The 19031-nt window shown below is 39.3% G+C and carries 15 protein-coding genes; all 15 read left to right on the plus strand.

Going from position 1 to position 19031, the window contains the following annotated elements; all coding sequences use genetic code 11:
- The first annotated feature begins 503 nt into the window (after window positions 1–503).
- The 15 genes from mraZ (at window position 504) to KYH19_RS01890 (ending at window position 18896) form a co-directional block, all read left to right on the plus strand.
- Window positions 504–971: a division/cell wall cluster transcriptional repressor MraZ gene (gene mraZ / locus KYH19_RS01820; RefSeq protein WP_219077355.1), complete on the plus strand. Its 468-nt coding sequence runs from the start codon at window positions 504–506 to the stop codon at window positions 969–971.
- The gene (rsmH, locus tag KYH19_RS01825; RefSeq protein ID WP_219077356.1) at window positions 961–1866 is read left to right on the plus strand and encodes a 16S rRNA (cytosine(1402)-N(4))-methyltransferase RsmH; all 906 of its coding nucleotides are present in this window, start codon (window positions 961–963) and stop codon (window positions 1864–1866) included. Before mraZ ends, rsmH begins: the two co-directional genes overlap by 11 nt.
- The gene (locus KYH19_RS01830; protein ID WP_121282303.1) at window positions 1863–2285 is read left to right on the plus strand and encodes an FtsL-like putative cell division protein; all 423 of its coding nucleotides are present in this window, start codon (window positions 1863–1865) and stop codon (window positions 2283–2285) included. The genes rsmH and KYH19_RS01830 overlap by 4 nt, the downstream gene beginning before the upstream one ends.
- Complete coding sequence (locus tag KYH19_RS01835; protein WP_219077357.1) at window positions 2275–4377, plus strand: penicillin-binding protein; 2103 nt, start codon at window positions 2275–2277, stop codon at window positions 4375–4377. The genes KYH19_RS01830 and KYH19_RS01835 overlap by 11 nt, the downstream gene beginning before the upstream one ends.
- A 76-nt stretch (window positions 4378–4453) precedes the next feature.
- The gene (locus KYH19_RS01840; protein WP_219077358.1) at window positions 4454–5911 is read left to right on the plus strand and encodes a UDP-N-acetylmuramoyl-L-alanyl-D-glutamate--2,6-diaminopimelate ligase; all 1458 of its coding nucleotides are present in this window, start codon (window positions 4454–4456) and stop codon (window positions 5909–5911) included.
- A complete protein-coding gene (mraY, locus tag KYH19_RS01845; RefSeq protein ID WP_132395146.1) occupies window positions 5911–7158 on the plus strand; it encodes a phospho-N-acetylmuramoyl-pentapeptide-transferase in 1248 nt (415 codons plus the stop codon). The genes KYH19_RS01840 and mraY overlap by 1 nt, the downstream gene beginning before the upstream one ends.
- A 147-nt stretch (window positions 7159–7305) precedes the next feature.
- Window positions 7306–8694: a UDP-N-acetylmuramoyl-L-alanine--D-glutamate ligase gene (gene murD, locus KYH19_RS01850; protein ID WP_255562531.1), complete on the plus strand. Its 1389-nt coding sequence runs from the start codon at window positions 7306–7308 to the stop codon at window positions 8692–8694.
- Window positions 8695–8708: 14 nt separating this feature from the next.
- On the plus strand, window positions 8709–9902 hold the full coding sequence (locus KYH19_RS01855; protein WP_219077359.1) for an FtsW/RodA/SpoVE family cell cycle protein: 1194 nt from the start codon (window positions 8709–8711) through the stop codon (window positions 9900–9902).
- Window positions 9903–10124: 222 nt separating this feature from the next.
- Entirely contained in the window at window positions 10125–11237 is a 1113-nt protein-coding gene (gene murG / locus KYH19_RS01860) for an undecaprenyldiphospho-muramoylpentapeptide beta-N-acetylglucosaminyltransferase (protein WP_219077360.1), read from the plus strand.
- Between the two features lie 161 nt (window positions 11238–11398).
- The gene (murC, locus tag KYH19_RS01865; protein WP_219077361.1) at window positions 11399–12754 is read left to right on the plus strand and encodes a UDP-N-acetylmuramate--L-alanine ligase; all 1356 of its coding nucleotides are present in this window, start codon (window positions 11399–11401) and stop codon (window positions 12752–12754) included.
- On the plus strand, window positions 12747–13937 hold the full coding sequence (locus tag KYH19_RS01870) for a cell division protein FtsQ (protein WP_219077362.1): 1191 nt from the start codon (window positions 12747–12749) through the stop codon (window positions 13935–13937). The genes murC and KYH19_RS01870 overlap by 8 nt, the downstream gene beginning before the upstream one ends.
- 5 nt (window positions 13938–13942) lie before the next feature.
- Complete coding sequence (ftsA, locus tag KYH19_RS01875) at window positions 13943–15301, plus strand: cell division protein FtsA (RefSeq protein ID WP_121282312.1); 1359 nt, start codon at window positions 13943–13945, stop codon at window positions 15299–15301.
- A gap of 129 nt (window positions 15302–15430) precedes the next feature.
- Window positions 15431–17059, plus strand: coding sequence for a cell division protein FtsZ (gene ftsZ, locus KYH19_RS01880; protein WP_132395361.1), 1629 nt, complete (start codon window positions 15431–15433; stop codon window positions 17057–17059).
- A 165-nt stretch (window positions 17060–17224) separates the two neighbouring features.
- On the plus strand, window positions 17225–18466 hold the full coding sequence (locus tag KYH19_RS01885) for an aminotransferase class I/II-fold pyridoxal phosphate-dependent enzyme (protein WP_219077363.1): 1242 nt from the start codon (window positions 17225–17227) through the stop codon (window positions 18464–18466).
- Between the two features lie 253 nt (window positions 18467–18719).
- A complete protein-coding gene (locus KYH19_RS01890; protein WP_055915195.1) occupies window positions 18720–18896 on the plus strand; it encodes a hypothetical protein in 177 nt (58 codons plus the stop codon).
- The last annotated feature ends 135 nt before the right edge of the window (window positions 18897–19031 follow it).

The following is a 19031-nucleotide window of genomic DNA, read 5'->3' on the forward strand; positions in this document are numbered from 1 at the left end:
AGCGTTTTACAGCTTTGCAAAAGTTACGTTGGTTTATACCCACAAAGAAATCGTTTTAATTGGTATTGTGCAAATTATATTTAATGAGTCTAAATAAGGTGCTTTAGATTGACGTGAAGACATTGGCAGGCCAACAACTGCCCAATTTTAGTTTGCTTATTTTCCAGGACAGGCATTATTTAATTGGCTTGAGTCGTGATCTTTGAGACACGATAATTGAGGAATATTACACCAGAATATCAGGTATTAAGCCGCTCGATTTTAAAGCTATTTAAGTTTTATGGTGAAAATTGGGCGGACCTGACACTTTTAAATAATGTATTTTTAACCTGCTTATTATCAGTTGTTAATGGCTTTTTGATTGTGCTGATAAGCTTATTCTCACTATATTGGCTGACCATTATTGTAACAAAAAAGATGTGGAAAACTTTTTTGTGGTAAAAAGTGGTAAAAAGTGGTAGAACTATTTACTTTTACAATTGATAAAAAGTGTAGATACCACTATGACCCAACTTTTAGGAGAATTCGATTGTAAACTTGACGCAAAGGGCCGCCTTATGGTACCTGCTGCGCTTAAGAAACAATTGCCTGAATCTGAGAAAGAAGGGTTGATCATTAACCGAGGTTTTGAGAAAAACCTGGTAATCTATCCAAAGAAAGTTTGGGATGCCATCGTTACTGATCTAAGCAAACTGAACATCTACGAAAAAAACAACAGAGAATTTATTCGTTCGTTTACCAGGGGTGCAACTGAGCTTTCGCTTGATGCAGCTGGTCGTGTGCTTTTGCCAAAATCGCTGGTTGATTATGCGGGTATAGGAAGTGATCTTGTGTTGGCTTGTCAGTTAGATCGTATTGAGGTTTGGGATAAAAAATCTTACGAAGATATTTTTGATGATGTACCTGAAAATTTTGCAAATCTCGCTGAACAGGTAATGGGTGGAAAGAAAGGAGGGGTTGATGTCGAATAATTATCATGTGCCCGTAATGTTGCAGCCGTGTATTGATGGCTTGAATATTAAGCCTGATGGGGTTTATGTTGATGTAACCTTTGGTGGTGGTGGTCACTCGAAAGAGATTTTGAAACATCTCGGTCCAAAAGGAAGATTGATAGCCTTTGATCAGGATCCTGATGCTCAGGCAAATGTTCCTGCTGATGCCCGTTTTATTTTTATCGACCAGAACTTCGGTTTTCTGAAAAATAATCTCCGTTTAAAAGGTTTTAAGCAGGTTGATGGTATTCTGGCTGATCTTGGTGTTTCCTCTCATCAGTTTGATGTGCCGCAACGTGGTTTTTCCATCCGTCATAATGCAGATCTGGATATGCGCATGGATCAGCACCGCGATTTAACAGCCGCTGAAATATTGAATACCTATACCGAAGATAAGCTGCATAAGATATTTGGGATTTACGGGGAAGTTAAAAATGCGAAATCTCTGGCGCGAGCTATTGTGACTTCGCGTTTAGAACAGCCTTTTACTGATATCGACAGTTTGAAGTCAGCTATTGCCGGTTATATCCCGAAGGGAAAAGAAAATAAATATTTAGCGCAGGTTTTTCAGGCGCTGCGTATAGAGGTGAATGCAGAAATTCAGGTGCTTGAAGATTTTTTGATGCAGGCCGCTGATGTGCTGAAGCCAGGTGGTCATTTGGTGGTGATGTCATATCATTCTTTAGAGGACAGGCCGGTTAAAAACTTTATGGCAAAAGGGAAATTTCAGGGAGAGGTAGAAAAAGATTTCTTCGGGAATCAGCAAAAGCCATTTAATGTAATTACACGCAAAGCGATAATTGCCACTGATGAGGAGATTGCGCAAAACAATAGGGCCCGCAGTGCGAAACTTAGAATTGCAGAAAAGATATGAACAGGTTTAGGGAAGAGATAGAAGAGGAAGAGGTTGGGCCTGAACCAGAGTTAAAAGCTGTGCCCAAAAGGCCAAAAACTGCTGAAGAAAAAATGGATAGCAATTCATTTATCAGCAAGCTTTTTAATGATGGATTAGTAAGTAAAGAGGCGGCAACTGATGCTTTGCCTTATTTGTGTTTTCTGGCCCTTTTAGGAATGATTTATATCGCCAATAGCCATTTTGCGGTGAACAATGTACGCCGTATTGATAAATTAAATAAAGAAGTAAAAGAATTAAGATGGGAGTATAAATCCCTTAAAGCCGACCTGATGTTCAAGAGTAAATTGACGGAGGTTGCTAAAAAGGTAGATACCCTTGGTATAAAAGAACTGATTGAACCACCAAAAAAAATAATTGTTAAAAGCGATGAATATTAGAGCAAACATCTTGCTTCGTGTATATCTGGCATTTGGCTTAATTGTGCTTTTTGCTTTCGCGGTGTTTTTACGCCTCGGTCAGGTGCAGTATGTGCAAGGGAAAAAATGGAAAGCTATGGCGGATAGTCTTTCTACACGATATGTAAATGTGGAAGCTACCCGTGGGAATATTTATTCTAACGACGGGAGTTTGCTGGCTACTTCGATACCGGAATACGAACTGCGTATGGATATGTTTGCCGGTGGCATAGCTGATGATAAAGTATTTAATGAAAAAGTAGATTCGCTGGGATATAAATTATCGCAGATTTTTCAGGATAAAACAGCTAAAGAATATGCACGTTATCTGCGCAAGGGCCGTCAGGATAGTGCGCGTTATTTGTTGATCCACCGTAAAGTAGGTTATGCTGATCTTAAAACCATCAGAACTTTTCCTTTATATAATATTGGTAAGTTCAGTGGCGGTTTAATCGCTGTTCAGCAAAACAAACGGATTCTTCCTTTTCAGGCTCTGGCTGCCCGTACCATTGGTTATAAAAACGAAAATGTTAAAAACGGAGTGGGTTTAGAGGGTGCATATAAAGAATATATCAACGGTGAAACCGGAAAAAGATTGATGCAGCGTATCGCAGGCGGTGTTTACATTCCAGTGAACGAAGAGGCTGAGGTAGCGCCAAAAGATGGTGCTGATATTATCTCTACCATTGATGTAAACATGCAGGATCTGGCACAAAGTGCTTTAGAAAAACAACTGATCAAATCGCAGGCCGATCATGGTACTGTGATATTGATGGAAGTGGCCACGGGCGAAATCCGTGCGGTAGCCAATTTCTCTAAAGTAGAAGAAGGGGTTTATAAAGAAAAGTTTAATTATGCCATTGCAGGTAACCAGGATCCTGGCTCAACTTTTAAACTGGCTTCTTACATGGCGCTTTTGGAAGATAAGCTAATCGATACCAATACAATGATCGGGACAGGTTACTATCAGATCCCTGGAAAGCTGATTACGGATTCACACCCGAAAATTGAAACAGTTACCGCAAAAAAAGCCTTTGAAACGTCTTCTAATGCAGCAATTGCCAAGCTGATCAATATGCATTATGGCAACGATCCGATAAAATTTACCGATCACTTATATGATTGGCATCTGAACCAAAAAATGGATTTACAGATTCCTGGCGAGGCAATGCCGGTAGTTAAAAATCCTAAAACGAACAAAAGCTGGAACAAAAACATGACCCTTCCACAGATGGCTTATGGTTATGAAATGCAGTTGACACCGCTAAAAATGCTTACGATGTATAATGCGGTGGCTAACAATGGAAAAATGGTGGCGCCAATTTTTGTAAAAGAGATCAGAAGATTGGGCAATCCGATTGAACAGTTTAAGGCCAGGGTGATCAATGATAAAATCTGTTCGGATGTTACCCTTAGCAAAATCAAGAAAATGCTCGAAGGGGTAGTAACTGAGGGCAGTGGAAAGCAGGTTGTTTACAATCCATTATATCCGATTGCGGGTAAAACAGGTACTGCCCAGGTGGCTGATGCAAATAAGGGATATAAAGCCAATAAACAATATCAGGCATCTTTTGTTGGGTATTTCCCGGCAGATAAACCTAAGTATTCGTTGATCGTTGTTATCAATGATCCTAAAGGTGCTTATTATGGTGCTACGGTTTCAGGCCCGGTGTTCAGGGAAATTGCCGACCGTATTTATGCCAGCGATATGCAGATGTACAATGATGTACCTACGCGCCTGGTTGGTAATACCGGAACACCGCCAACAAAAGCCGGACAGAGTAAAGCAACTCAGAAAGTATATAAGGCATTCGGATTTAAGCCGCTTTTTGCTTCAAAATCTGAGTATTACAATATTATTGATACCAGTGCGGGAACAGTTTTTCAGGAAAATAACGAGCGTAAAGGTGTAATGCCAAATGTTGCAGGAATGGGACTGAAAGATGCATTGTACCTTTTAGGTAACGCTGGTTTAAAAACCAAAGTTTTTGGATCAGGAAAAGTAATCAGCCAGTCTATTGCTGCCGGAACGAAGGTGGGTAAGGGATTGGGTGTACAAATAGAGTTGAATTAAGGTGTAAGGTAAAAGGTATAGGGTTTAAGGTCTTGCTACTCGATACTCACTACTTAATACTAAAAAAAATAAAAAAATGCAATTACAAGATTTACTTTACGGCGTAACGATTAAAGAATTGGTTGGTAAAACCGATAGGGAAATCAGTGCGCTGAATTTCGATTCGCGTAAAGTAGGTAAAGATGATATCTTTTTTGCAATAGTAGGAACTTTGGCTGATGGACACCAGTTTATTGAGCAAACCATTCAGCAAGGCGCAGGTGTGATCATCTGCGAAAATTTGCCGGAAATCCAGGACTTTACGGTTACTTATATTAAAGTAGAAAATACGTCAGTTGCTTTAGGGATTATTGCCGGTAATTATTTTGGAAACCCTTCAGCAGACTTAAAACTGATTGGTATTACCGGTACAAACGGAAAAACCACCATTGCTACCCTTCTTTTTAAATTATTTAAAGATTTAGGTTATAAAACCGGGCTTTTATCAACAGTAGAGAATTATATCAATGATACTGTAGTGCCTGCCACGCACACTACACCGAATCCTATTGCCCTAAACCAGCTTTTAAGGGATATGGTAAATGCTGGCTGCGATTTTTGCTTTATGGAAGTGAGTTCGCATGCCGTGTCACAACACCGGATCGAAGGATTAACTTTTTCTGGTGGTGTATTTTCGAATTTAACACACGATCATTTAGATTTTCATAAAACTTTTGATGCTTATCTGAAAGCTAAAAAGGCATTTTTTGATATGCTGCCTAAATCGGCATTTGCATTGACCAATATCGATGATAAAAATGGTATGGTGATGCTGCAGAATACCAAAGCACATAAAAAAACCTATGCTCTTAAACAACTGGCTGATTTCAAAGCAAAAATAATTGAAAACCAGTTCAGTGGCTTACACCTGGATATCGATAATGAAGATGTTTACTTCAAACTGGTAGGCTCTTTTAATGCATATAACTTACTGGCTGTTTACGGAACCGCAATTTTGCTGGAACAGGATAAGCTAAAAGTATTGACCTTGTTGAGCCGTTTATCAGGTGCTGAAGGAAGGTTTGATTATATCACTTCTGCCGATAAGATTATTGGTATTGTAGATTATGCCCATACGCCAGATGCCGTTCAGAATGTGTTGAGTACCATTGCCAATATCCGCAAAGGAACAGAACAGGTCATTACCGTAATCGGTTGCGGTGGAGATCGCGACAAAACCAAACGTCCGATTATGGCCCAGGTGGCCTGCGATTGGAGTGATAAGGTGATTCTAACTTCTGATAATCCACGAACAGAAGATGCCCAGACTATAATTAACGATATGGAAGCTGGGGTTTCGCCAAGCAATCAGCGTAAAACATTATCCATTTTAGATAGAAGAGAAGCGATAAAAACAGCCTGTCATTTAGCACAACCAGGAGATATTATTCTTGTTGCTGGTAAAGGACATGAGAAATACCAGGAAATTAATGGTGTAAGGAGCCATTTTGATGATAAAGAAATTTTACTTGAACAATTAAAACCAATCAGCTAATGTTATATTTATTATTCGAATACCTGCATAAGCATTATGATATACCTGGTTTAAGGTTGTTTCAGTACATCACTTTTCGTGCATCTATCTCTATTATTTTATCGTTGGTCATTACTACCGTTTATGGCCGTAGGTTGATAGATTACCTGCATAAAAAACAGGTTGGAGAAACGGTAAGGAATTTAGGATTAGAAGGACAGATGCAAAAACAAGGTACGCCAACTATGGGTGGTATCATTATTTTGCTGGGGATTCTTATTCCGACCTTGTTATTTGCCAATATTTCCAATATTTACGTCATCCTGATGATTATTACCACCATTTGGATGGGTGCAATCGGGTTTTTGGATGATTACATTAAAGTATTCAAAAAAAATAAGGAAGGTTTAGCTGGTCGCTTTAAAGTAGTTGGCCAGGTAGGTTTGGGCTTAATTGTAGGTACAACCATGTATTTTCACCCTAATATTGTGGTAAGAGAAACCGTGCAGGATAATGTTAAAAGCACTTCTACGGTTCCGATGGTATTGCGCCAGAAAGGAGAAACCTTTTATTATACCCAGGATGTAAAATCTTCAAAGACCAATATGCCTTTTTATAAGAACAATGAGTTCGATTATGCCAAGGTATTGAAGTTTTTAGGTGGCGATTATCAGAAATATGCGTTTATTATATTCCTGATCTTTACCGTATTTATTATTACAGCGGTTTCAAATGGGGCTAATATTACCGATGGTATTGATGGTCTTGCTACAGGTACTTCTGCTGTAATAGGCATTACACTTGGGATTCTGGCATATGTTTCAGGTAATACGATCATGGCCGATTACCTCAACATCATGTACATCCCCAATTCGGCAGAGCTGATGATTTTTGCCGGAGCCTTTGTTGGTGCGTGTGTAGGTTTTCTTTGGTACAATTCTTACCCTGCCCAGATTTTTATGGGTGATACCGGGAGTTTAGCCATTGGTGGTATTATTGCCGCATTTGCACTCATGATCCGTAAAGAACTTTTGATCCCGATTTTATGTGGGATATTCCTGGTAGAACTGGTGTCGGTAATTATGCAGGTTTCCTACTTTAAATATACCAAGAAGAAATTTGGAGAAGGACGAAGGATTTTCCTGATGTCACCTTTGCATCACCATTACCAGAAAAAAGGATACCATGAAGCTAAAATTGTAACCCGCTTCTGGATTATAGGAATCATGCTTGCAATTATGACCATTGTAACATTGAAACTGAGGTAGGTTGAGGTTGAAGGTTTGAAGGTTGAGGGGAAAAGCTGAAAGACTAAAGCTGAAAGATAAAAGAGAGAAAAATAAAAAAGTTAAAGTGTGGAGGTATTCCTGTCTTGATACTCGATACCCATTACTTGATACTAAAAAAAATAAAAAATGAGCACGAATAATATCACATCAAGCAATACTACGTCAGCAATGACCGGGCAGGGCCGTGTGGTTATTCTTGGTGCTGGCGAAAGTGGTGTTGGTGCCGCAAAATTGGCTCAGGCCAAAGGTTTCGAGGTATTTGTTTCCGATTACGGTGTAATTACTGATAAATATAAAGCCGCGTTAGAAAAGCTTTGCGTACCATTCGAATCTGAAAAGCATACTGAAGAATTAATTCTGAATGCAACGGAAGTAATTAAAAGTCCGGGTATTCCGTCTACAGCGCCAATTGTTAAAAAGCTGGTAGCTCAAGGTATTCCGGTGATTTCAGAGATTGAATTTGCTAAAAGATATACCCATGCCAAAACCATCTGCATTACAGGTTCCAATGGTAAATCAACCACGAGCCTGTTAACCTATCACATCTTAAAAAATGCCGGGTTAAATGTAGGCTTGGCCGGTAACATCGGACAGAGTTTTGCCGCACAGGTGGCTACAGAAGATTACGAATATTATGTGCTGGAAATCTCGAGCTTTATGCTTGATGATATGTTCGAATTTAAAGCCGATATCGCGGTTTTGCTCAACATTACCCCAGATCATTTAGATCGGTACGATTATAAACTGGAGAATTATGCTGCATCTAAAATGCGCATTGTTCAAAATCAAACTGCAGATGATGTTTTCATCTATTGTGCAGACGACGAAGAGAGCTTAAAAGCCATTACGCTGATTAAGCCGATAGCAAAAGCTTTTCCTTTTTCAATTACTAAAAAAGTAGCGATTGGTGCTTATTTAGAAAAAAATACGATACATATCCTTACAGAACCAAATAACCAACTAACCATGTCTATTTCAGATTTAGCCTTACAGGGCAAGCACAACATTTACAATTCTATGGCCTCAGGCATTGTGTCTAAAGTTTTAGAATTAAGAAATGAGACCATCCGCGAGAGCATGGGCAATTTCAAAAATATTGAGCACAGGTTAGAGCATGTGGCCAAAATTTCGGGGATCGATTTTATCAACGATAGTAAAGCCACGAATGTAAACTCAACATGGTATGCTTTAGAAAGTATGACTAGTGATGTAGTGCTGATTATGGGTGGTGTTGATAAAGGAAACGATTACAATATGCTTAAAGACCTGGTTAAAAGTAAGGTTAAGGCTATCGTTTGTTTGGGTAAGGACAACAAACGTATCCACGATGCTTTTGAGGATGATGTAGAAGTAATTGTAAATACTTTTTCGGCTGATGAAGCAGCGCAGATTGCCTTTCACCTGGCTAAACGTGGCGACGCAGTATTGTTATCACCTGCATGTGCAAGTTTTGACTTGTTTAAAAATTACGAAGACCGCGGTAACCAGTTTAAAGCGGCAGTTAGAGAATTATAAAGGAGGTACAATAGATGTTGCAGGCACTACTTAATAAAACAAAAGGCGATAGATGGATCTGGTTGATCATCATCCTGCTTTCGCTTATATCTGTAATGGCAGTATACAGTGCAACAGGTACCTTGGCCTATAAAAAAGGCGAAACCGTAGAAAAACTTTTGCTTACCAAACATTTAATTTTTGTGTTGATGGGGATAGGCATGATTTATATCGCCCACCTGCTGGATTACCGTTATTACGCTGGTATTTCGAAGGTGCTGATGATTGTAACCATTCCGTTATTGTTCTATACATTAATATTCGGAACGAATTTGAACGATGCTTCCAGGTGGGTTAAAATACCCGTAATCGGATTAACCTTTCAAACTTCCGATTTGGCTAAACTCGCATTGATTACCTTTTTGGCCAGGATGCTCACTAAAAAGCAAGAAAATATTAAAAATGTTAAAGAGTCATTTATACCAATTATGGGCTCGGTTTGCGTGGTGTTTGTTTTAATCGCGCTGGCCAACCTATCTACAGCGTTAATGCTGTTTGGTGTAAGTATATTGCTGTTAATTATTGGTAGGATTAGTATTAAGCAGATCGCAATTGTTTGTGCAGGCGGCTTCGTGTTGCTGTTGTTCGTTTTCTTTTTGGGACCAAGGAGAAAAACTTACATGTCGCGTATCAATACGTTTATGCATCCCGAAATGCAGCATTCAGACAAAACTTTCCAGGCAGATCAGGCAAAAATTGCCCTGGCTACTGGTGGTGTTTTTGGTAAAGGACCAGGTAATAGTACACAACGCAATTTCCTACCACACCCGTATTCCGATTTTATTTTCGCCATTATTATTGAAGAGTGGGGAACCGTGGGAGGAATTGTAATCATGATACTATACCTGGTGCTTTTATACCGATGTATCAAAATCGTAACCCGGGCGCCCAAGGCCTTCGGTGCGCTCCTGGCGGCCGGATTGAGTTTCAGTCTCACCATTCAGGCTTTCGCAAATATGGCGGTAGCTGTAGGACTGGGGCCGGTAACAGGGGTTCCGCTTCCATTGGTTAGCATGGGCGGTACATCGATGATTTTTACCAGTGTGGCCTTTGGGATTATATTGAGTGTAAGCCGCGATGTTGAGGAAAATGCAAGCGCATCTACAAAAGAGGATAAAGAGAAAGTAAAAAATAAAGTGATCGTTGGAGAGATTCCGGCGATGGCGTAAGATTAAACGTCATTGCGAGGAATAATGACGAAGCAATCTATTTAAAATAATAAAGTAAAAAAGGTTTAACCACAGAGGACACGGAGGAAAGCACCGAGAAACACGAAGAAATATTTTAAGCGCTTGGCTGAGTATTTTTTGTGGTTAAAAGAAAAAATAAAAGCTCAGTGCCCTCTGTGAGAACTCAGTGCACTCAGTGGTAAAAATAGATAAACAATTAAAATGAATAATTCCCCAAAAATTATCATATCAGGTGGTGGCACCGGTGGGCATATTTTTCCCGCCGTAGCCATAGCCAATGCGCTAAAACGCATGGTGCCAACCTGTGAAATCTTGTTTGTGGGCGCACTAGGCCGAATGGAAATGGAAAAAGTTCCTGCAGCCGGATATAAAATTATAGGATTAAACATTAGTGGGATGCAACGTGGCTCGATTATTAAAAATCTGGCACTCCCGCTCAAAGTAATCGGAAGTGTGCGTAAAGCTATACAGATTATTAATGATTTTAAGCCCGATGTTGTAGTTGGTGTTGGTGGTTATGCTTCAGGACCGTTATTGTACGCAGCTTCTTTGAAGGGAATTCCTTACCTCATCCAGGAACAGAATTCTTATGCAGGAATAACCAATAAGTGGTTAGGCAAAAAGGCTTCGAAAATCTGTGTCGCTTTTGATGACATGGATCAGTTTTTTCCAGCTGATAGAATTTTGAAAACAGGAAATCCTGTTCGCCAGGAAGTGGTTGATATTAAAGGAAAACATTTTCAGGGTGCCGAATTGTTAAAGCTGGATCCATTGAAAAAGACCATTATGGTTACTGGTGGAAGTTTAGGCGCAGGTACACTGAATAAAGCGATTGAAAAACATTTGCCCGATATCCTTGCACAAGATGTACAGGTGATCTGGCAAACAGGTAAATATTACTATAAAGGAATTATCGAGAGATTGGGTTTAGACTATCACCCCAATGTTCGGATTCTTGAGTTTTTAAATAAAATGGATTTGGCTTATGCTGCAGCAGATGTAATTGTGAGCCGGGCAGGAGCGGGAACCATAGCAGAACTTTGTTTAATTAAGAAACCGGTGATTTTGGTGCCTTCGCCTAATGTAGCAGAAGACCATCAAACCAAAAACGCCATGGCCCTGGTTAAAAATGGAGCAGCAATATTAATTAACGACCGCTCTGCGGAAGATACCCTGGTTAAGGAAGCATTGGTATTGCTCACGAATAAAGAGCACTGCGAAACGTTAGCTCAAAACCTGGCAAAGATGGCATTGCCACAGGCAGATGAAATTATTGCGAATGAAGTATTGAAACTTATAAAGCGGAAAGACTAAAGCTGAAAGTCCAAAGGGAGAAATAAGTAGTAAACAAAATAAAAAATATAACTGGAAGATAGAGAGGAGGCTTTAAGCTTTGGTCTTTCGCTTCAAACTTAAAATAGAACGGTGGAAAGACAGCTTTAAGCTTTAGTCTTTCTGCTTTTAGCTTAAAAAAAATGGAATTAAGTAAAATAAACAGGGTTTTCTTTGTAGGTATCGGTGGTATCGGCATGAGTGCGCTTGCCCGTTATTTTGCTAAACGCGGACAGGTGGTTTGTGGTTACGATAAAACCAAAACTAAATTGACCGAAACCTTAACGAGTGAAGGCATTCTTATTACCTACCTGGATGAGGTATCTTCGTTGCCTGGTGAATTTTTGGATCATCAGGATGATACCCTTGTAGTTTATACACCAGCGATTCCGAAAGATTCGAAAATTTTAAACCATTTTATAGATAAAGGTTTTGCGCTTAAAAAACGTTCAGAAGTTTTAGGGATTATTAGTAAAGGAATGTTCTGCATTGCGGTTGCAGGTACACATGGCAAAACCACAACATCATCTATTGTTGCACATATTTTAAAGGATACCGGATACGATTGTACAGCTTTTTTAGGTGGAATAACCAGTAACTATAACAGTAATGTGCTTTTTGGGGAAAATAATGTGGTAGTGGTAGAGGCTGATGAATATGACCGTTCGTTTCTTACGCTACACCCTGATGTAGCTGTTGTTACTTCTATGGATGCCGATCATTTGGACATTTACGGAGATAAAAGCCATCTCGAAGAATCTTTCAGGTTATTTGCCGGGCAGCTCAAGGGCAAAGGTACACTTTATGCACATGAAGGATTGCCTTTGGACAGTAGTATCAGTTATGCTGCAAGTTCAACTGCTACAGCAAAGGCAGAAAATTTAAGGGTAGAAGGTTCGAAGTTTGTGTTCGATTATGCAGATGCCACGCAGCGCATAAAAGATATCAGTTTAATGCTTCCCGGTAAGCACAATGTCGAAAATACAACGGTTGCCATTGCTATTGCGCTGCAATTGGGAATCGATGCAGAAAAGGTAAAACAAGCGGTTGCCAATTTTAAGGGTGTTAAACGCCGCTTTGAATATATAGTGAATAATTCCAATCAGATTTATATAGATGATTATGCGCATCATCCTGAAGAACTGAGGGCTTGTTTTGATGCTGTGAGGCAATTGTATCCAGATAAAAAATTAACGGTAATTTTTCAACCGCACTTATTCACACGGACACGAGATTTCGCCGATGAATTTGCAAAAGTTTTAAGCACTGTTGATGAATTGCTACTGCTGGAGATTTATCCGGCAAGAGAATTGCCGATTGAGGGGGTAAACGCACAGTTTTTATTGGATAAAATTACTTTAGCAGATAAAAAAATATGTGAAAAAGGTTTTGTAGTTCAGCATGTTGAGCACACAAAACCTGAATTAATTTTAACAGTAGGCGCGGGAGATATCGATACGATTATCGAACCCCTTAAAAATACTTTGAATAATGCTTAAACGGATAAACTGGAGCGTAATTTTTACTGGCTTTGCCTGGCTGATCAGCCTGGCAGGGGTGGTGGTGCTTTTGAGTTTTATCAATGTGAAGAAACAGACTGTTAAATGTACTGATGTTAAGATTCTGATTCCTGGAGCAGATAATTTTATTGAACGCGAAGAAATTGACGCTATTTTAAAAGAAGACCAGGGTGTGCTTTTAGGACGTAACCTCGAAAATATCAATATACATAAGATCGAGAAAAAACTGCAGTCTAACCCGTATATCGGATTTGCGAAAGTTTACGTTGATATGGATGGGGTGTTGCACATCGAAGTAAAACAGCGCCAGCCTATCCTTCGCATATTGAACGAGAACGGACAGGATTTTTATATTGATAACGAGGGGTTGAAAATGCCTATTTCATCAAACTTTACCGCTAATGTGCTGGTGGCAACAGGGCATATTACTGAGGTTTTTGGTAGTCGTGTTGATAGTCTGCATACCCAGCTGGCACGAGATTTATATAAAACTGCCCAATACATTAAAAAAGATACCCTTTGGGATTCACAGATCGAACAGATTGTGGTTGATCAGAAAAACGATATTGAACTGATCCCGAGAGTCGGTAATCAACGGATTATTTTAGGTGATGCTGATTCGCTTGAGAAGAAAATGAAAAACCTGTTATTGTTTTATAAAAAAGCAATGCCACAGGTAGGATGGGATACTTATAGAACGATCAACATTAAATATACCAACCAGATTGTTTGCGAAAAAAGAGATTCGACAGGATTAGGAAGAAAAGCGAAAACAATTTCGGCGGCAGATAGTTTGAGGATACAACGAAGTGTGACCGACTCATTAATCAAAAGTACAATTGTGGCAGAAATGGACGATCGCCCTGAGCCTGATCAACAGGAAAAAGAAGTGCTTAAAAAAAGTGAGGTTCGAAAGATTGAACCTAAAAAGGTAGAGCCGAAAAAAACAACGCCAGTTAAAACAGAAGTCAAAAAGCCGGCGGTTACGCCAGCCGCAAAACCAAAGGAAACTAAACCTGCGGATAAAAAAGATAAACCGAAGCAAACGGTAACAACACAGCCAAAGCCGGCAAAATCTGAGGCCCAATTAAAGAAAGAGAAAGCAGCAAGAGAAAAAGAAATCAGAGCCTTAGAAAAACAGTATAAAACTCAGCAAAATTAACGAATATGGACAAGGCAAAATTTACCAGTCAGTCGCCCATCGTAGTAGGATTGGATATCGGTACTACAAAAATTTGTGTTATCGTTGGTCGTAGAACGCAACACGGTAAGATAGAAATCTTAGGAATAGGCAAGGCAGAATCGGCGGGAGTGACACGCGGAGTGGTTTCTAACATTCAAAAAACAGTGCAGGGTATTGCTCAGGCAGTTGAAGTAGCAAGCGGACAATCCAATGTAGAGATACAAGTGGTAAATGTGGGTATTGCTGGTCAGCATATTAAGAGCTTACAGCACAGAGGAATTTTAACAAGAAGAGAATTAAACAACGAAATCGGTAAAAGGGATATTGATAAGTTGATTGATGATATGTTTAAGCTGGTAATGCCTCCGGGTGAGGAGATCATCCATGTATTGCCGCAAGAATTTACCATCGATAATGAGCCAGGAATTAAAGATCCGATCGGTATGGCGGGGGTTCGCCTTGAAGCTAACTTCCATATCATTTCTGGTCAGGTTACGGCCGTAAAAAACATTATCAAATGTGTAAATAATGCAGGTTTGCAAACTCAGGATTTAATTCTTGAACCATTAGCTTCTTCTGAATCGGTGTTGAGCGAGGAAGAAAAAGAAGCGGGCATTGCATTGGTTGATATTGGTGGTGGTACTACAGATATAGCCATTTTCCATGAAGGTATTATCCGTCACACAGCAGTTATCCCTTTCGGTGGCAATAGTGTTACAGAAGATATCAGAGAAGGTTGCTCTGTAATGCGTAACCAGGCCGAGTTGTTAAAAACACGCTTTGGTTCGGCATTGGCTGAGGAAAATAAAGAAAACGAAATTATTTGTGTTCCGGGATTACGTGGTCGCGAACCAAAAGAAATTTCGGTTAAAAACCTGGCTTATGTCATTCAGGCACGTATGGAAGAAATTATTGAACACGTATATTACGAGATCAAATCTTCCGGATATGAGAAAAAGCTGATTGGTGGTATTGTAATTACAGGTGGTGGTGCTTTATTAAAACACTTATCTCAGGCGGTTGAATATGTAACCGGTTTAGATTGCCGTATTGGTTACCCGAACGAGCACTTGTCTAAATATGAAGATATGCCTAAAGCCATTTACGACGATCTGAAAAGCCCGATGTATGCGACTAGTGTAGGTTTGCTGATCAAAGGAATCCAGAAAGCAGAAGAGTTAATTGAAGAAATGAAACAACCTGGTGTTTTTGTAGAAAAACCAAAAACAGCAAAAGAAAAAGAGAAACGAGGACCTGGTTTGTTCGATAAATTACTGGCGAAAACTAAAACTTTCATTCAGGATGATATGAATGTGAGTGATGAAGATTACTTAAAAAGCTAAAACTTTTCCACAAAAGATGAGTTTTCCACATTATTAACAGTTGTGGAAAACGTCTGTTGAAAAAGTGTTAATATTACATTGAGTAATGAACAGAATTTAAAAATTTTTAAACAACTGATTCATAAAGATATGCAGTTCGAAATGTTAAAAGATAAGTCGTCAATCATCAAGGTAATTGGTGTTGGGGGCGGTGGCGGCAACGCAGTGAACCATATGTACCTGTCAGGTATTACTGGTGTGGATTTTATTATTTGTAATACAGATGCCCAGGCTTTGGAATCTAGTCCTATACCCAACAAGGTACAATTAGGCGCTAGTTTAACCGAAGGAATGGGAGCTGGTTCTATTCCTGAGGTTGGTAAAAACTCAGCTATAGAAAATATAGATGATATTAAGGCCATGTTAGGTAGTACAACCAAAATGCTTTTTATTACAGCAGGAATGGGTGGTGGTACCGGAACAGGGGCTTCTCCAATCATTGCGAAAGCAGCCAAAGAACTTGACATTTTAACTGTTGCTATCATTACTACACCATTTTCTTTCGAAGGAAAAAGACGTAAACTGCAGGCCGACGAGGGAATGGAAGAGTTGAAGAAATATGTAGATTCTTACCTGGTGATCTCTAACGATCGCCTGCGCGAGATCTTCGGAAACTTAACTTTAGGTTCTGCCTTTGGCCAGGCCGATGATATTTTAACAACCGCTGCGAAGGGTATCGCAGAAATCATTACAGTTCCAGGTTATATCAATGTGGATTTTAAGGATGTGCGTACCGTAATGAAAGATAGTGGCGTAGCCATTATGGGTAGCTTTGCCGCTGAGGGCGAAGACCGTGCATTACAGGCAGTTGAAGGTGCTTTGGCTTCACCGCTTTTAAAAGATAACGAAATCGAAGGTGCCCGTTATATTTTATTGAACATCAGCTCTGGTTTGCGTGAGGTAACCATGGATGAGGTTTCGATCATTACCGACTATATTCAGGAGAAAGCTGGTTTATCAGCAGACTTAATATGGGGTAACTGTACCGACGAATCTTTAAGCGATAAACTTTCTGTAACCATTATTGCAACAGGTTTCCAAACCTCTGAAGAGCGCGTACATGAAGAAAAAAATAAAAAGAAAATATCACTTTTAACACCAGAAGAAGCGCCGCTGGTTCGTCCCGTTGAACCAGTAAACTCTTTCATTCAACCTAAAACGCCATCTTATGAGCCTGTTTTAAAAACGAAGGAAGAAGTTTCGCAGGCAGATCTTTTCGGTGGTATGTTTAATAAGCCGGAACCTCAAAAATTTCAGGAGCCGGAAAATAATGTGGTTCGCCATACTTTAATTGAAGAAGAACCTCAGGTTGAAGAAGCCAAAGAAACAGGATTTGAATTTGAAGTTAAATTGGCAGAAACCAACTATGTATTCGAAACGCCAGTAGCCCAGTCAGTACCTATGCCACAACCTGAGCCAGAAATCGAAATGCCGGTTGTTGGATTAGATGACGACAAAAGTGACGAATCAATGGAAGAGCAATTGAAAAAATCTAAAGAACGTATTTTACGTTTAAAAGATTTGAGCATGAAATTGCGTACAACCAATGGTTTACAGGAATTGGAAAACGAACCTGCCTACAAACGCAAGCAAATGCAGTTGCAACAGGTTCAGCATTCTTCTGAATCGCAGGTGAGCAGGTTTACTTTAAGCAACGACCAGGACGGTGGTACAGAGATCAGACCTAACAATTCTTTTCTGCACGATAACGTTGATTAAAACAAACCAAATATAATTATAGAGCCCCGTTGTAAAATCGGGGCTTTTTTGGCATAAAATTGGAGTACTAAAAACCTTAATCGAAGCCTAAAAGATCATTAGGTTGATTTTAAGCCGAATAAAGCTTAAATTCGCAAAATTTCATTATAAAAAATACATAATACATTGGATATATTTGATAAGATAGCAAAGCACATGGGGCCGCTTGGCCAACACCAGAAATGGTCTCATGGGTATTTCTCATTTCCAAAATTAGAGGGAGAAATTGCACCTCATATGCAATTTCGTGGAAAAGAGCATTTGGTTTGGAGTTTAAACAACTACTTAGGTTTAGCCAATCACCCGGAAGTTAGAAAAGCAGATGAAGAAGCAGCTGCAAAATTTGGTATGGCTTACCCTATGGGAGCCCGCATGATGAGTGGTAACTCAAACTATCACGAACAGCTGGAGCAGGAACTTGCAGAATTTGTAGGTAAACCCGATGCATTTCTATTAAACTATGGTTATCAGGGCATGGTATCCATTATCGATACTTTGGTTGACAGAAACGATGTGGTGGTATATGATGCAGAATCGCATGCCTGTATTGTAGATGGATTACGTTTGCATATGGGTAAACGTTTTGTTTACAAACATAATGATATTGAAAGTGCCCGTAAGCAATTGGAGCGTGCCACCAAACTTGTTGAAGAAACTGGTGGTGGGATTCTTTTAATTACAGAAGGTGTTTTCGGAATGAGTGGTGCTCAGGGCAAATTAAAGGAAATCGTTGATCTTAAAAAAGATTTCAATTTCCGTATACTGGTTGATGATGCGCATGGTTTTGGTACCATGGGTAAAACCGGGGCCGGTACACATGAAGCACAGGACTGTATTGAAGGAATTGACGTTTACTTTGGAACATTCGCCAAATCAATGGCAGGTATTGGTGCATTCGTTGCTTCAACAGAACAAATTACCAATTTCTTAAGGTATAATATGCGTTCTCAGACTTTTGCTAAAGCATTACCTATGCCAATGGTAATTGGTTTATTAAAGCGCTTAGAATTGCTTAAAAGCAAACCTGAATTAAAAGATAAACTTTGGGAAATTGCAATGACCCTTCAAAAAGGATTGCGCGAACGCGGATTCGATTTAGGTGTTACCGATTCAGTAGTTACTCCGGTATTCCTGAAAGGTGAACTTTCTGATGCGACTGCAATTACTTACGATTTACGCGAGAATTATAGCATCTTCTGCTCAATTGTAGTTTATCCGGTAATTCCAAAGGGAATGATCGAACTTCGTTTAATTCCTACAGCAGTTCACACGCTGGACGACGTACAACGTACTTTAGATGCTTTTAGCGAAGTTGCTGAAAAATTAGAGAACGGGTATTATAAAGAAAATCTTTTCGCTACCGTTTAAGATCAATCAAAATTATACAGAGCCCTTTAAATATGTTTGAAGGGCTTTTTTGTGTAAGTTTGTTTTTTAAAAACCTGTATATCAGCATTTTATTTTGTTGTTGTTGCGTGATATGTTTATAAAGCCATAACATGTGGAAAAAAAACGTTTTAGAAGGCTGTTTTTTATTATTCTAAAAATTTTTTTATTTCGTTAAACCCTTTAAATTAGATAATTAAAACTAAAAACCTTAGAACCATAGGAGTAATTAAAAATGAAAAAATTCGAAGAAGTAAAAAGTTTAGTGACAGCTTTAGAAGCTGATGCAGACAAATTTTATAACAAAGGCAACAGCGCAGCCGGCACCCGTATACGTAAAGGTATGCAGGATTTGAAAAACTTAGCCCAGGCTATCCGTTTAGAAGTTCAGGAAACCAAAAATAAAGCTTAAGCGAAAAAATATTATAGTAAAGAGCCTCAGGATTTTCTGAGGCTTTTTTTTTAACCAATGTTAATTTTTTGTAAATAAATATTGTGCTTGCTGTAAAATTTATAATACAAACCAACCTTTGTGATATAAGTTTTT

The sequence above is a fragment of the Pedobacter sp. D749 genome, from assembly GCF_019317285.1.
In the GTDB taxonomy this organism is placed as follows: domain Bacteria; phylum Bacteroidota; class Bacteroidia; order Sphingobacteriales; family Sphingobacteriaceae; genus Pedobacter.